Source organism: Streptomyces sp. NPDC006339, from assembly GCF_040612775.1.
Classification (GTDB): Bacteria; Actinomycetota; Actinomycetes; order Streptomycetales; family Streptomycetaceae; genus Streptomyces.
In genome coordinates this window covers 1-12,772 of the sequence record NZ_JBEXQW010000094.1, presented here as the reverse complement: position 1 = coordinate 12,772, position 12,772 = coordinate 1, and the positions used below count along the sequence as shown (strand labels likewise).

Annotated in this window: 20 protein-coding genes; 7 read left to right on the top strand and 13 right to left on the bottom strand. The window is 71.6% G+C overall.

The window, feature by feature from the left end; all coding sequences use genetic code 11:
• From ABZ135_RS38090 to ABZ135_RS38080, 3 genes are all read right to left on the bottom strand, one after another.
• A partial coding sequence (locus tag ABZ135_RS38090) for an ATP-binding cassette domain-containing protein (protein ID WP_356702880.1) occupies positions 1 to 355 on the bottom strand: 355 nt, incomplete at its 3' end.
• A 65-nt stretch (positions 356 to 420) separates the two neighbouring features.
• Positions 421 to 1,338 carry an amino acid ABC transporter permease gene (locus tag ABZ135_RS38085; RefSeq protein WP_356702872.1) on the bottom strand — a complete coding sequence of 306 codons (918 nt, stop codon included), beginning with the start codon at positions 1,336 to 1,338 and terminating at the stop codon, positions 421 to 423.
• Positions 1,338 to 2,294 (bottom strand): ABC transporter substrate-binding protein, encoded by a 957-nt coding sequence (locus ABZ135_RS38080; RefSeq protein ID WP_356702870.1) that lies wholly within the window; start codon positions 2,292 to 2,294, stop codon positions 1,338 to 1,340. The genes ABZ135_RS38085 and ABZ135_RS38080 overlap by 1 nt, the downstream gene beginning before the upstream one ends.
• Positions 2,295 to 2,779: 485 nt before the next feature.
• On the opposite strand from ABZ135_RS38080, the gene bla reads away from it, so the two are divergent.
• Complete coding sequence (gene bla, locus ABZ135_RS38075; protein WP_356702868.1) at positions 2,780 to 3,724, top strand: class A beta-lactamase; 945 nt, start codon at positions 2,780 to 2,782, stop codon at positions 3,722 to 3,724.
• 41 nt (positions 3,725 to 3,765) lie between these two features.
• Here bla and ABZ135_RS38070 read toward each other — a convergent pair whose 3' ends face one another.
• The 3 genes from ABZ135_RS38070 to ABZ135_RS38060 form a co-directional block, all read right to left on the bottom strand.
• Positions 3,766 to 4,203, bottom strand: a complete 438-nt coding sequence (locus ABZ135_RS38070; RefSeq protein ID WP_356702866.1) for a hypothetical protein — start codon at positions 4,201 to 4,203, stop codon at positions 3,766 to 3,768.
• Between the two features lie 118 nt (positions 4,204 to 4,321).
• Entirely contained in the window at positions 4,322 to 4,570 is a 249-nt protein-coding gene (locus ABZ135_RS38065; RefSeq protein WP_356702865.1) for a helix-turn-helix transcriptional regulator, read from the bottom strand.
• Positions 4,570 to 5,067 carry a DUF2975 domain-containing protein gene (locus tag ABZ135_RS38060; RefSeq protein WP_356702863.1) on the bottom strand — a complete coding sequence of 166 codons (498 nt, stop codon included), beginning with the start codon at positions 5,065 to 5,067 and terminating at the stop codon, positions 4,570 to 4,572. The genes ABZ135_RS38065 and ABZ135_RS38060 overlap by 1 nt, the downstream gene beginning before the upstream one ends.
• A 152-nt stretch (positions 5,068 to 5,219) precedes the next feature.
• On the opposite strand from ABZ135_RS38060, the gene ABZ135_RS38055 reads away from it, so the two are divergent.
• Both ABZ135_RS38055 and ABZ135_RS38050 read left to right on the top strand, forming a co-directional pair.
• Positions 5,220 to 5,918, top strand: a complete 699-nt coding sequence (locus ABZ135_RS38055; protein WP_356702878.1) for a helix-turn-helix domain-containing protein — start codon at positions 5,220 to 5,222, stop codon at positions 5,916 to 5,918.
• A gap of 47 nt (positions 5,919 to 5,965) precedes the next feature.
• Positions 5,966 to 6,472: a DUF3291 domain-containing protein gene (locus tag ABZ135_RS38050; protein ID WP_356702861.1), complete on the top strand. Its 507-nt coding sequence runs from the start codon at positions 5,966 to 5,968 to the stop codon at positions 6,470 to 6,472.
• A gap of 11 nt (positions 6,473 to 6,483) precedes the next feature.
• Here ABZ135_RS38050 and ABZ135_RS38045 read toward each other — a convergent pair whose 3' ends face one another.
• The 3 genes from ABZ135_RS38045 to ABZ135_RS38035 all read right to left on the bottom strand — a co-directional run bounded on the left by ABZ135_RS38045 (position 6,484) and on the right by ABZ135_RS38035 (position 8,035).
• The gene (locus ABZ135_RS38045) at positions 6,484 to 6,897 is read right to left on the bottom strand and encodes a DUF2267 domain-containing protein (RefSeq protein ID WP_356702876.1); all 414 of its coding nucleotides are present in this window, start codon (positions 6,895 to 6,897) and stop codon (positions 6,484 to 6,486) included.
• A gap of 180 nt (positions 6,898 to 7,077) precedes the next feature.
• Positions 7,078 to 7,476 carry a DUF2267 domain-containing protein gene (locus ABZ135_RS38040; protein ID WP_356702859.1) on the bottom strand — a complete coding sequence of 133 codons (399 nt, stop codon included), beginning with the start codon at positions 7,474 to 7,476 and terminating at the stop codon, positions 7,078 to 7,080.
• Between the two features lie 124 nt (positions 7,477 to 7,600).
• Entirely contained in the window at positions 7,601 to 8,035 is a 435-nt protein-coding gene (locus ABZ135_RS38035; protein ID WP_356702857.1) for an Hsp20/alpha crystallin family protein, read from the bottom strand.
• A 140-nt stretch (positions 8,036 to 8,175) separates the two neighbouring features.
• Between ABZ135_RS38035 and ABZ135_RS38030 the strand changes: the two genes are divergently transcribed.
• The 3 genes from ABZ135_RS38030 (at position 8,176) to ABZ135_RS38020 (ending at position 9,743) form a co-directional block, all read left to right on the top strand.
• The gene (locus ABZ135_RS38030; protein WP_356702855.1) at positions 8,176 to 8,910 is read left to right on the top strand and encodes a type III effector protein; all 735 of its coding nucleotides are present in this window, start codon (positions 8,176 to 8,178) and stop codon (positions 8,908 to 8,910) included.
• 55 nt (positions 8,911 to 8,965) lie between these two features.
• A complete protein-coding gene (locus ABZ135_RS38025; RefSeq protein ID WP_356702853.1) occupies positions 8,966 to 9,178 on the top strand; it encodes a hypothetical protein in 213 nt (70 codons plus the stop codon).
• A gap of 121 nt (positions 9,179 to 9,299) precedes the next feature.
• On the top strand, positions 9,300 to 9,743 hold the full coding sequence (locus ABZ135_RS38020; protein WP_356702852.1) for a CBS domain-containing protein: 444 nt from the start codon (positions 9,300 to 9,302) through the stop codon (positions 9,741 to 9,743).
• A 118-nt stretch (positions 9,744 to 9,861) separates the two neighbouring features.
• On the opposite strand, the gene ABZ135_RS38015 is transcribed toward ABZ135_RS38020, so the two are convergent.
• From ABZ135_RS38015 to ABZ135_RS38000, 4 genes are all read right to left on the bottom strand, one after another.
• Positions 9,862 to 10,272: a PPOX class F420-dependent oxidoreductase gene (locus ABZ135_RS38015; protein WP_356702850.1), complete on the bottom strand. Its 411-nt coding sequence runs from the start codon at positions 10,270 to 10,272 to the stop codon at positions 9,862 to 9,864.
• A gap of 68 nt (positions 10,273 to 10,340) precedes the next feature.
• Positions 10,341 to 10,919, bottom strand: coding sequence for a DUF664 domain-containing protein (locus tag ABZ135_RS38010; protein WP_356702848.1), 579 nt, complete (start codon positions 10,917 to 10,919; stop codon positions 10,341 to 10,343).
• A gap of 75 nt (positions 10,920 to 10,994) precedes the next feature.
• On the bottom strand, positions 10,995 to 11,831 hold the full coding sequence (locus tag ABZ135_RS38005) for an alpha/beta hydrolase (RefSeq protein ID WP_356702847.1): 837 nt from the start codon (positions 11,829 to 11,831) through the stop codon (positions 10,995 to 10,997).
• 83 nt (positions 11,832 to 11,914) lie between these two features.
• Positions 11,915 to 12,232 carry a hypothetical protein gene (locus ABZ135_RS38000; RefSeq protein WP_356702845.1) on the bottom strand — a complete coding sequence of 106 codons (318 nt, stop codon included), beginning with the start codon at positions 12,230 to 12,232 and terminating at the stop codon, positions 11,915 to 11,917.
• Positions 12,233 to 12,670: 438 nt separating this feature from the next.
• Between ABZ135_RS38000 and ABZ135_RS37995 the strand changes: the two genes are divergently transcribed.
• The coding region (locus tag ABZ135_RS37995) for a twin-arginine translocation signal domain-containing protein (protein ID WP_356702874.1) at positions 12,671 to 12,772 on the top strand (102 nt) is incomplete at its 3' end.

The window sequence follows — 12,772 nt, the reverse complement described above, 5'->3', positions numbered from 1 at the left end:
ACTCGCCCTTCACCTGGATGGGCGCCTCCATCACGTTGGCCAGGGCCGTCATGTGGGGGAAGAGGTTGAAGCGCTGGAAGACCATGCCGATGTCGGGGCGCTGGGCGGCGACCTCGCTGTCCTTCAGCTCGTAGAGCTTGTCGCCCTTCTGGCGGTAGCCGACGAGCTGCCCGTCGACGGACAGCCGGCCGCCGTCGATGCGCTCCAGGTGGTTGATGCAGCGCAGGAAGGTGGACTTGCCGGAGCCGGACGGGCCGACCAGGCAGAACACCTCGCCGTTCTGCACCTCGAGGTCGATACCGCGCAGGATGTGCGCGGCGCCGTAGGACTTGTGGACGCCTTCGGCCTTGACCATGACGGTCGCTTCGCGCTTCACCAGACCGGTCGCTTCAGGGCTCACCAGGCCGGTCCCTTCGGGCTTCACCATGCCGGTCCCTTCGGGCTTCCCGTCCCCACCGCCGGACGGCGGAAGGTCGACAGGGTCGTCCTCCCCTTCTGCCAGGGCGTGGGCGGCAGGATCCTGGCCGAGCCGCGCGCGTAGTACCGCTCCAGGTAGTACTGGCCGACGCTCAGGACCGAGGTCAGAATCAGGTACCAGGCCGCCGCCAGGAACAGCATCTCCACGGGGGCGCCCGAGGTCTGGCCGATGTCCTGCGCGTACCGCAGCAGCTCGTAGTACTGCACGGCCGCCACCAGCGAGGTCGTCTTGAGCATGTTGATGACCTCGTTGCCGGTCGGCGGCACGATCACGCGCATGGCCTGGGGGATCACGATCCGCCGCAGCGTCCTGCCGTGCCGCATGCCGAGCGCGTGGGCCGCCTCGGTCTGGCCCTCGTCGACCGCCAGCAGTCCTGCCCGGCAGATCTCCGCCATGTAGGCGGCCTCGTTGAGGCCGAGGCCGAGCAGCGCCGTGAGGAACGGCGTCATGAAGTCCGACCACTCGTCCTGATAGACGGGGCCGAGGTTGACGTACTCGAAGACGAGCCCCAGGTTGAACCAGACCAGCAACTGCACGTACACCGGAGTGCCGCGGAAGAACCAGATGTAGAACCACGCGACCGACGAGGTCACCGGGTTCCTGGAGAGCCGCATCACCGCGAGCAGGACGCCGCCGGCCACCCCGATGAGCATGGAGAGCACGGTCAGGGTCAGCGTCTCTCGTACGCCGAGGAGCACGCGGTCGTCGAAGAGGTAGTCCGGGATCGCGCCCCAGTTGACCTGCCCGCGCGCGAAGGCGGAGACGATCGCCCCTAACAGCGCCAGGACCACCACGGCGGCGGCGTACCGGCCGTAGTGGCGGACCGGAACGGCCCGCATGTCGGTGTGTGGGTCGCGCATCAGGCACCGCCGTTGACGACGGCCTTGGTGACGGCGCCGTCCTGGCTGCCCCACTTGGCCAGGATGTCGCCGTACTGCCCGTTGGCGATGATCGCGTCGAGCGCCGCGGCGAGCGCGTCCCGCAGCCGTGTGTCCTTCTTCTCGACGGCGATGCCGTACGGGAGAGCGCCCGTCTGCTCGCCGACGAGGGCCAGGTCCTCCCCGCCGCCCGAGGTCTTGACGGCGTACGCGGCGGCCGGGAAGTCGGAGCTGCCGAAGTCGGCTCCGTTGCTGCGGACGCGCATCTGGGCCTCGGCGTCGGTGTCGAACGCCTCGATGTCGATCGCGGGCCTGCCGGACCGGGCGCACTCGGCGTCCTCGGTCTTGAGCAGGTTGTGGGCGACGGCGCCGCGCTGCACGGCGACGGTCCTGCCGCACAGGTCGTCCCAGCCTTTGGCGGTCCCGGCGTGCTGCTTGCGTGCGTAGAGGGAGACCCCGGCGTTGAAGTAGTCGACGAAGTCCAGGCCCTCGCCCACCTTCTTGCCGGTGACCGGATCGACTCCGTTCTGGCGGTCCTTGGTGTCGTTCATCGCCGACATGAGGATGTCGTACCGGTCGGCGCGCAGACCGGTGACGAGCGTGTCGAACGTGCCGTTCTGAAAGCGGAGTTCGACACCGAGCTGCTCGCCCATGGCCCGGGCGATGTCCACGTCGAGACCGACCGTGCGGCCCGAGGCGTCCTTGAACTCGACCGGGGGGTACGCGATGTCGGAGCCGACCCTGATCACGCCGGCGGACCGGATGTCCGCCGGGAGGAGGTCGCTCAGCGGGGCGCCGGCGACGGTGCCCTTCGGCTTGCCGGCCGCTCCGCGGTCGTCCCTCTGGTTGCCGCAGGCGACGCTTGTGGCGGCCAGGGCGGCACACACCAGGAGGGCGGTGGTGGCGGAACGGCGAGGGGGGTGTATTCGCACGGTCACGTCGATGGCTCCAAGGAGGGAGTACAGGAGTACGGAACAGGGCAGGGACGTGCGGAACGCGGAGGTGGGCGCGCGGCGCCCCGGCGCCGCGAGACGGGCGGGTCGCGGGCTCCGCGCGTGACCGCCGAGGGCGTTCCCGAGCCCGGACGCGGACTGCCCCGTACCGAGGACGAGGTCCGCCAACGGGCTCTGCTTCTCGGTCTGTTGCGTGTTCTGTTGCGTGAACTCTTGCGTGATCTGCTGCGTGAACTGCTGTGTGAACTGCTGTGTGAACTGCTGTGTGATCCGCCGCATGATCTGCTGCGTGATCTTTTGCGGGGACAACCTAGTCCACGGCACGGACACTCAACCAGGAGTGCTCCCGCTCGCGCGGCGGCGACGCGCCATCTCGGGCAACGGTCCTTCCTGTTCCGGAACCGATCGTGCAGGCTGGTCGGACGGCCCCGGCCCTGCGGATGCCGGCTCCGTCACGTGGAGGTTCGAAGATGCGGTACGGCGTACGGGCGCGGCGCGGCGTGCGCGGCGGGCTCGTCCTGGCGGTGGCCCTGATGACCGTCCTGCCGCTCGCGGCGTGCACCCGCGGCGAGAGCCCGGCGTCACCGGCTCCCCCGCCCTCCGGGTCGACCCGGCCCTCAGGGAGCGTGCGACCCTACGCCGACGAGCTGAGGGAACTGGAGCGCCGGTACGACGCGCGGCTCGGCGTCTACGCGATCGACACCGGTGGCGGGCGGGAGGTGGCCCACAACGCCGACCAGCGGTTCGCTTTCGCCTCCACCTTCAAGGCCCTGGCCGCCGCCGCCGTGCTGCGCCGGTACTCCCTCGACGGCATGGACGAGGTGATCAGGTACTCCCGCGAGGATCTGATCGCCCACTCGCCGGTCACCGAGAAGCGCCTCGCCACCGGCATGACCCTGCGCGAACTGTGTGACGCCGCCGTCCGCTTCAGCGACAACACGGCGGCCAACCTGCTGTTCGACGCGCTCGGTGGCCCCGAGGGACTGGAGAAGGCCCTGGCCGAGGTGGGTGACCGCGTGACCCGGGTGGAGGACCGCGAGCCCGAGCTCAACCGGTGGTCCCCCGGCGCCGTCCGCAACACCACCACGCCGCGCGCGTTCGCCGGGGACCTGCGGGCGTTCGTGCTCGGGGACGCACTCGCACAGGAGGAACGGGCGCAGCTCACGACGTGGCTGCGGACCAACCGCACGGGCGACGCGCTCATCAGGGCGGGTGTCCCCGAGGGCTGGGTGGTCGGCGACAAGACCGGCACGGGCGGGGTCCACGGGATCCGCAACGACATCGCCGTGGTGTGGCCGCCCGGCGCCGCCCCTCTCGTCATGGCGATCATGTCGAGCCGCAGCGGGAAGGACGACGAGCACGACGACCGGCTGATCGCGGAGACGGCGGCCGTGGTCGCCAGGACCTTGTCCTAGCGACGCCCTCCCCTGCGGCCGGGCGGCAGGGTCACCCGGCTCTAGTGGCGTGCGGTGATCCCCCGAGCCTCGAGGATCTCCAGGGCACCGGGAATCATGTGTTCCAGAGCGCGGCCGCCGGTGAAGAGCTTGAGGTTCGGCAGCAGTTCCAGGTCGTCGAGACGGGTGAGGTCGAAGAGGGCGTCCTCGCCGTCCCAGACGGGGGCGCACTCCATGAACACCTGGTGGCCGCCGTCGAAGGTCAGCTCGTCCACGGTCGCGAGCAGCTCGTTCGGTATCTCGAGCTGCTCGAAGTAGGTCCTGGCCTCGTCCAGGACGGTGTACTCCAGCTTGTGCTCCGCCACGTACGCGTCGAGGTCCTCCACTCCGCGGGCGCGCATGTGCTCCCTCAGGCTGAAGGCGGGAGAGAGTGTCTCGTCCCAGTACATGAGCTTCTCGACGACGAGGAGCTTGAAGTTGAAGTCACGAAAGACGGTCATGGGACACGTATATCAGCGGGGTCCGACAGCCCCGACCTGCCGGGGGCTCACGCGGGAGGAGCGTCGTCCCTGCGGTGACGGCCGTTCACCACATCGCCCGTGAGGGACGCGAGGTGCCTCACGCGTCGACGGGGGCCGCGGGATCCTCGGCGTCGACGGCGTCCTCGGCCTCCCAGCGCAGAAGGTCCCCGGGCTGGCAGTCGAGCACCTCGCAGAGCGCGGCGAGCGTCGTGAAGCGTACGGCCTTGGCGCGGCCGTTCTTGAGGACGGCGAGGTTGGCGGGGGTGATGCCGACGCGTTCCGCGAGTTCGCCCACGGACATCTTCCGCTTGGCCAGCATGACGTCGATGTCGACGGCGATCGGCATCAGATCACCTCGTCCAGCTCGGCCCGCATCTCCGTGGCCTCCACATCGCGCGCGACGGCCTGGGCGAGCAGCATGCGCAGCACGAGCACGACGAGCGCCACCCCGAGGACCGCCAGGCCGAGCCCGCCGATCAGGAGGACGATGCCGGGGGCGACGGCCTCGCCCGGCGCCAGGACGACCCCGAGCGCGAACACCAGCAGGGCGGCCGCCACGACCGCGCCGATCACGATGTGCACGTACCGGAAGGCGGCGTACGAGAACACGGTCCCTCGCCGCACCATCGTCACCAGCCGCCACACGCAGCCCAGGACCACCTGGACCGTCACCACGCCCAGGACGATGATCACGAGGACCGGGGTGCGCAGATGGGCGACCTCCTCGTCGAGTCCCTTCATGTCGATGGCCAGCAGGGGCACCATCACCGCCTGCACGAACACCGAACCGGCGAGCAGCAGCACGAGCACGGCGCGGAGCGCGAGCACGGTCAGCTTTCCCATCACCTCTCCCTTCGATCGAGCAACGACGGAAATCTATCGAATCCCGATAGGTGAGGCAAGAAGGGGAACGACCACGCGCGGCGCGTCCGGCCCCCTGTCGCCGGCTCTCTATCTCCAACTCCCGTTGTTTCTAGAATGGCCGAATGAAGGACATGGAGGACATCGACGCGATCGCGGTGCTGCAGGATCCGGTACGGCGGCGCCTGTACGAGTACGTCGCGGCGCAGGGCCGCGAGGTGGGGCGCAACGAGGCGGCCGAGGCGGCGGGGGTGGCGCGCACGCTCGCGGCGCACCATCTCGACCGACTGACCGAGGCCGGGCTGCTGGAGAGCGGAAGCCGCCGCCTGACGGGCCGGTCGGGCCCGGGGGCCGGACGTCCCGCCAAGGTGTACACGCGGGCGCGGGCCGAGCGGTCGGTGTCGCTGCCCGCCCGCGACTACCGCACCGCCGCCGAGCTGTTGGCCGAGGCCGCCGAGGAGGCCGGCCTCGACGCGGGGCTCTGCGCCGCCGCGCGCCGCAGAGGTGAGGCCCTGCGCGGGGATGCGGCACCCTGCGGTGGACTGGAGGAGGCGGCGAAGGTGCTGGCCGGCCGCGGGTACGAGCCCCGTCTGGAGGTCGCCGAACACGCCGAGGGCGCGGCCGAATCGGCCGCGCCCGTCGTCCGTATGCGCAACTGCCCCTTCCACGCCGTCGCCGAGCGCTTCCCGCCGCTCGTCTGCGGCATGAATCTCGCCCTGCTGGAGGGGCTGCTCGGCACGAACGGCCCCGTCCGGGCGCGCATGGACCCCCGGCCCGGAGAGTGCTGCGTGGTGGTCGAGGCCGCCGAGGCACCGACCCCCGAGCATCTCTAAAAACAACGAGCATTGACATAGAAAAGGGGCCGTGCTGGGATGAGGCCATGACCTCGATCACGCCTGCCCACCTCGCCCAGCTCAACGTCGCGACGCTCCGCCATCCCCTCGACGACCCGCGCATCGCCCCGTTCGTCGAGATGCTCGACTCGGTGAACGGAGCCGCCGACGAGGCACCGGGCTTCGTCTGGCGGCTCGTGGAGGAGGGCGCGGCCGACGCCACCGGCCTGCGCCCGGCGGGCGAGGACGTCATCGTCAACCTGACGGTGTGGGAGTCCCAGGAGACCCTGTGGGACTTCACGTACCGCAGCGGGCACTTGGAGGTCATGCGGCGGCGCCGCGAGTGGTTCGAGCGGCACGCCGAGGCACACCTCGTGCTCTGGTGGGTGCCCGCCGGCCACCGGCCGACCGTGGAGGAGGCGCTGGAGCGGCTGGCGGACCTGCGGGCGCACGGGCCGTCCCCGCGGGCCTTCACGTTCGCCTCCTCGTACACCCCGGCCGAGACCCTGCCCGAGGCCGCCGAGCACCCGCGGCCCGTGCCGCCGCGCGCATAGGAGTCGTGGGCCTATGAGTCGTGGGCCGGACGGCGGGGCGGACGGAGGTCGGCCTTGCCGAAGAGAAGGGCGTAACCCGGCGGGAGCTGGTCGATGATGCGGTCCACCAGGTCGGAGCCGACCAGGTGCGCGACGGGGGCGAGGACGGCGCCGACGTTCCAGCGGGTGGTGGCCGGGCTGCCGCCGGTGCGCCGGGCGAGGTCCTTCACGAACTCCCAGCCCGTGAGCGGGGTGGTGGCGGGAATCTGGGCGGTGAGCACCAGGGCCGCTTCGACGGGGAGACGGGCGGCGAGCTCGACCCGTTCGTCGCCGACGAGCTGCCGCCCCAGGGCCGCCAGCACCGATCGGACGGCTTCCTCGGCGCGCTCGCGGGTCGGGTAGGCGCCTTCGTAGCGCACCCGCTCGAGAAGGCCGGCGTACGACATCGCGGCGCGCCCGGGGGCGTGCGCCGGAGCGGACGTGGGGGCGGAGGCCGGCGCGGCGGCCGGCGCGGCGGTCATGGTCTCGGCCTGAACTGTCATGGTGATGTGGATCGCCGTTCTCTTCGGGCCCGGGCCGATGGACGCCGGCCGGGCGGAACGAACAGGGGGTGACGACGGGGCCGGTCACTCGGAGGGGTGCGGCCGGCCGAAGAGGAGGTCGTAACCGGGCGGGAGTTGCAGCAGCATCTGGGCCGTGAGCTCCTCGCCCGCGGCGTCCGCGACGACGCTGAGCACGGCGCTGACGTCCCAGGCAGCGGTCCGCTCGGTGGCGCCTTCGATCCAGGCGGCGGTGGCGCGGACGAAGCGCTCCGGCGAGAGCGGCTCGACGGCCTGGAGCGGATTGAGCAGGATGACGGAGAAGGTCTCCGGGAGGCGGGCGGCGAGCGCGGCCCGGACATCGCCGACCAGATGAGCGCCGAGCAGTGCCAGCACGGTGCGGGCGGCGCGCTCGGCCTCCTGCGGCGTGCTGTAGTCACCGCGCTCCTGGACGGAGTCGAGGAACGTCTGCCAGCGCAGTCTCATCACGACCCCCTTCACGAACGGATGCGGACTGCGGACTGCGGACTGCGGGAGTGTGGGGAGCGGAGGACGGAGGAGAAAGGAGGGGGAGAGGCTTCCGGCCCCCGCTCCCCGGCCTGCCGGCGGCTCAGCCGCTGATCTGCTTGCGGTCGTCGCCGCGACTGATGCTGATCTTTCGGGGCTTCGCGCGCTCGGCGATCGGAATGCGCAGCGTGAGCACGCCCGCCACGTAGTCGGCCGTGATCTTCTCGGTGTCGAGCGTGTCGGCCAGCATCAGTTGCCGGGAGAACACACCGAGCGGCCGCTCGGACAGCTCCATCTGCACGTCGTCGGCCTTGGTGACGGGGCGGCGCTCGGCCTTGACCGTCAGCATGTTCCGCTCGACGTCGATGTCGATCGCGTCCGTCGAGACACCCGGCAGGTCCATCACGATCACATAGTCGTCACCCTCGCGGTACGCGTCCATCGGCACCGGGGACGGGCGGGACCACGTGCCGGCCGTTCCCAGCATCTGCTGCGTGAGGCGATCGAGTTCGCGGAACGGGTCGGTGCGCATCAACATCGCGAAACACCTCCAGTCGATCAGGCAAGGACTGCCAATGCGCTTCACCTGACACCGTTGTAACATGTCAACGGATGGACGACAACTCCATCGTCAACGAATGGACGACAACCGGACGACACCACGGTGAGGGAGAGACCATGGCAGGACCCGACCATCCCGCCGCCGGACCCGAAGAGCCCGCCACCGGCCCCGACCGCCCCGTCGCCGTCCACGCGGCCCTCGCGGCTCTCGCCGCGATCGACGAGACCGTCCGCAAGGCCCGGACCGCGGCGCCCGCCCACTCCCCCGCCGCCGACTCCGGGTCCGGGTCCGGCTCCGCCCCCGGGGACACCTCGGCGCGCACCTCGTCCGAGGAGGCCCTGGCCGCGCTGCTCCTCCTGCGGGAGCTGCGCGAACAGCTCGCCGGCTGGGAGCCCGGCCTCATCGAGGCCGCGCGCGACGCGGGCGCCAGTTGGGCCGACCTCGCCCATCCGCTCGGGGTCACCAGCCGCCAGGCGGCCGAGCGCCGCTATCTGCGGGTGCGGCCCGGAAACCCGGGGACCACGGCGGAGCAGCGGGTCCAGGCCACCCGCGATCGCCGCGCGGCCGACCGTTCCGTCACGGCGTGGGCGCACGGGAACGCGGCGGACCTCCGCAGGCTCGCCGGGCAGATCACCTCCCTCGACACCCTGCCCACCTCGCTGCGCCACGACCTCGACCAGGCCCTCGCGGACAACAACCCGGCCCAGCTCCTCGAACCCCTGTCCCGGACCCACGCCCACCTCGCCCCCCGTCACCCGGAGCTCGCCGAACGGGTCGACACCCTCACCCGGCAGACCACCGACCTGCGCAACGAGAGCGATCAGCGGCGCTCGGCCTCGCCGCCCCTCTAGGGCAGGGCCCGATCGAGGGACGTGTCCGCTCCGCCGCGTACGCGTTGGTCACGGCATGACGACACACACGCTGCTCCGGGCCGCCGCGCTCGCCACCCTGCCGCTGTTCCTGAACGCCCTCGCCCCGGCCGCCGCCCACGCCGACGGTCCGAGCGGCATCGGGGTCACCGCCGACGACGTGAACCGGACGGCCGGCGCGCTGGCCGGCTCCGAAGGACTGGGCCTGGACCGCGTGGCCCACACCGTCGCCGGACACCCCGTGCGCTGAACCCGTACGACGGCCGGACGAGGGCCGGGCGGCGTGGCAGCCGGAAGGCTCGCGTGTTGCGATGGAAGAACAGGGCAACCGGTCCTGTACACCACCATGTCGACACACAGGAGGAGCGATCATGGCACAGGACAAGACGCTCAAGGCGCGCGACATCATGACGGCCGGCGCGCAGTGCGTCGGTGAGCACGAGTCCCTGCAGGACGCGGCACGGATGATGCGCGACCTGCAGGTGGGTGCGCTGCCCATCTGCGGCGACGACGACAGGCTCCAGGGCATGGTCACCGACCGGGACATCGTCGTCCAGTGCGTGGCCGACGGGAACGACCCCTCTCAGATCGAGTGTGGTTCCCTCGGCGGCGAACTGCACTGGATCGACGCGGACGCGTCGGCGACCGACGCGCTGCACGTCATGGAGCAGCACCAGATCAAGCGGCTGCCGGTGATCGACATGCAGAACGATCACCGCCTCTGCGGCATGATCTCGGAGGCCAACCTCGCGCAGAACCTCAGCGACAAGCAGATCGCCGAGTTCGCGAGCCGCGTCTACGCGGGCGCCCACTGAGGCCCACCGCCCCGGCCCCCGGCCGGGCGGAACCAGATCCCCGACCCGAACCAGAACCACCACCACGACCGGGCCCGCCCCAACCGGGGCGGGCCTTTGGGTCGGTATCGGGCGCCGCCTACTTCGCGGCCGTGCCCAGCACCTTGGACGGCGTGATGCGGACGACGACCCGCACCTTCTCCGGCGGCAGTTCCAGATACTCCCGGCCGGCGCCCTCGCCCTCGTAGCTCTCCGCCAGGGCGACGGCGAGGGCTCGGCCCCGGTCCTCGGTGACCGTGGCGGAGCCGCGTATCTCCGCGTAGAGCAGCGGATCGCGCCGGTCGTGGACGGTGAGGCTCACGCGCGGGTCGGCCTGGATGTTCCGGATCTTGCGGCGGCCGTCCTGACTGGAGATCAGGATGTCGTCTCCGTCCCGTCCCACCCACACGACGGAGGTCTGCGGCGACCCGTCGGGCTGGATCGTGGCCAGAACGGCCGGGTTCACGTCGTCGAGCAGCGCGCGGACGGAGTCCTTGAGTGTGATCGTCACGGTCGGCCACGCTACCGCCGCGCCGGGAGGCGTGACCATACGGGCCGCCGAGGCGTCCCGTGCGGGGGTCACTGGCCGACGCGGCCGTCGACGCGCTCGCGCAGCAGGTCCGCGTGCCCGCAGTGGCGTGCGTACTCGGTGATCTGCATGAGCAGGATGTCGCGGAGCGGATCGCCGCCGGCGGTGCGGGTGCCGAGGTCGGCGAAGCCCTCGATGAACCGGTCGGTCCGCTCGCGCTCCGCCCGCCACCGGCGCCAGGCGTCGTCCACGACGGCCGGGTCGGCGACCGCGCCGTTCCAGTCGCCGTCGCGGTCCTCGGCGGTGCGGTAGATCCTGGGCAGGTCCTCGCCGGCCAGCCGGCGGAAGTGCCGTTCGTCCTCGGCCATGTGACGCACCAGGCCGAGCAGGGACATCGTCGAGGGAGGGACGGCGCGGCGGGCCATCTGCTCGGCGTCCAGGCCGGCGCACTTCATCTCCAGGGTGAGGCGGAAGTGCCGCAGGGCCGCCAGGAGCGCGCTGCGCTCGTCGACGCCCTCGGCCTCGTCCTCGCGCGGGTCGTCGGCCGGGTCCACCCACATGTCGGGGTGGACGGTCGCCCGGGTCCATCGCTCCACCGCCGGCCCGTCGACGCGCTCTGCTGAGTCCATGGGCGCATCCTCGCGGTCCCGTGGCTCGTCCGCCATCGAATATCGCGCCGGGTCCGGGCCGCCGCCGTCGGCGGGTCAGCCTTCGGCGACCAGCCAGGCGAGCATCTCCGGGGTGGCGTCGAAGTGGCCGCCGTGCCCGGCGTCCGGCTGCCGGATCAGCGTGGCGGTGGGGATGCGGGCGGCGAGCCACTCGCCGTGCGCGGGCGGCACGAGCGTGTCGAGACCGCCGTGCCAGAGCCGTACGGGGGTGGTGATGTGCGCCGGGTCGAAGCCCCACGGCGTGCCGAAGAGGGCCGTCACGTCGTCCACCCAGCCGTCCAGGCCGGGGCGCACCGCCTCCTGGAACGCCGCGCCGATCATCGCGCCGATGTCGGGCCGGGAGAGGACCGCCCGCTCGATCTCCGGCAGCGGCGGCGGCTCGGTCGAACCGACTCCGGCCAGATGTGCCCCGACCGCCTCGCGTCCGGCCAGGGCGGCCGCGGCGCTGCGCCGGTTGCCGTCGTTCATGCCCGCCGTCCAGTCGAGGCCGGCCGCGTCGCGCGGCGCCAGACTCGCCAGCGCGCCCAGCCGTGTCACGCGCTCGGGGAAGCGGGCCGCGAAGGCCAGGGCGTGCGGGCCGCCTCCGGAGACGCCGAACACGGCGAAACGGTCCAGGCCGAGCACGTCGGCGATGGCGGCCACGTCCTCGGCGGCGTCGACCACGCGACGCCCCGGCCTCGGCGTGGAGCATCCGAAGCCGGGCCGGTCGAAGGTGACCAGCCGGATGCCGAGCCGGTGGAACAGCGACTCGTCCGGGTATCGGGCGAGTCGGCTCATGGGGCTGCCGTGCAGGTAGACGACCGGTGTCCCGGCCGGGTCCCCCCACTCCTCCACCGCCAGCGTCCGACGGTCCTCGGTGATCACTTCGCGCATGACCGCAACGCTAGCCCCTCGGCGCCGGACGACGAGCAGGGTTTTCGGTAGGGCCGTCCCTGGAGAGGAGGAGGGGAGCCGCGTCAGCCTCCCCCGGCCCGGGCGGCCGGAGCCTCGCGGGTGACGACGAAGCCGTCGGGGCGCATGACGGCCGTGAGGCCGGCGTCGCCGAGGACCGAGGTGAGGGCGAGGCCCAGTGCGGTGCGGATCCCGTTGATCTCGGCGGCGGCGTGGAGTCCGGGTTCGGTGGCGTGGACGGAGATGGTGGGCCGGATCAGGGCGTCGGCGTGCCAGCTCACGACGACGGCGTCGCCCCGGCTGTGGGTGGTCAGACCGCTGCCGGGTCCGAAACCGGCCTGGACCAGCAGGTTCTCGACCTCACGGACGAGTTCGCGGCTCATGGGCACCTCCCGTCACCGGAGCACGCCATCGGTGATCGTCATGGCGGCGGTACGAGGCTGGATTCCGCCTCAAAGTGTCCACCTTTCCTTCCTTGCAGGTCAATGAGGGAGCGCCCGCGACCTCGACGTACGGCTCCGGGAGACCGCTCGGATCCGGACAGCCTGGGAGCGTGGGCTCCGCCACACGATCCCCATCGGATCGAAAGATCCTTCACGAAATGATCATCTTCTCCGCAAGGCTTGCGCCCCGAAGGGCTCCCGCTCTCCCGAACAGCAAGATCAACTTCGTTCAACTCTGTACTGTTCATGGCAGGTTGTCCGCATCGCGGCCAACCGAACCCCGGCGATTTCCGCCCCGCCGGCGCCCCGCGATACCGATGGAAATCGCCGGGGGCATATGACCAAACCCCCGGTCGCACAGACCACTAGGGGGTTTCCATGTCCAGCATCACCCGCCGCAAGGCCCTGGGTGTCGCCGCGGGCGCCGCGGCCGGCGCCGCGGGGCTCGTCCTGGCCGGGCCGGCCGGACCTCCGCCCACC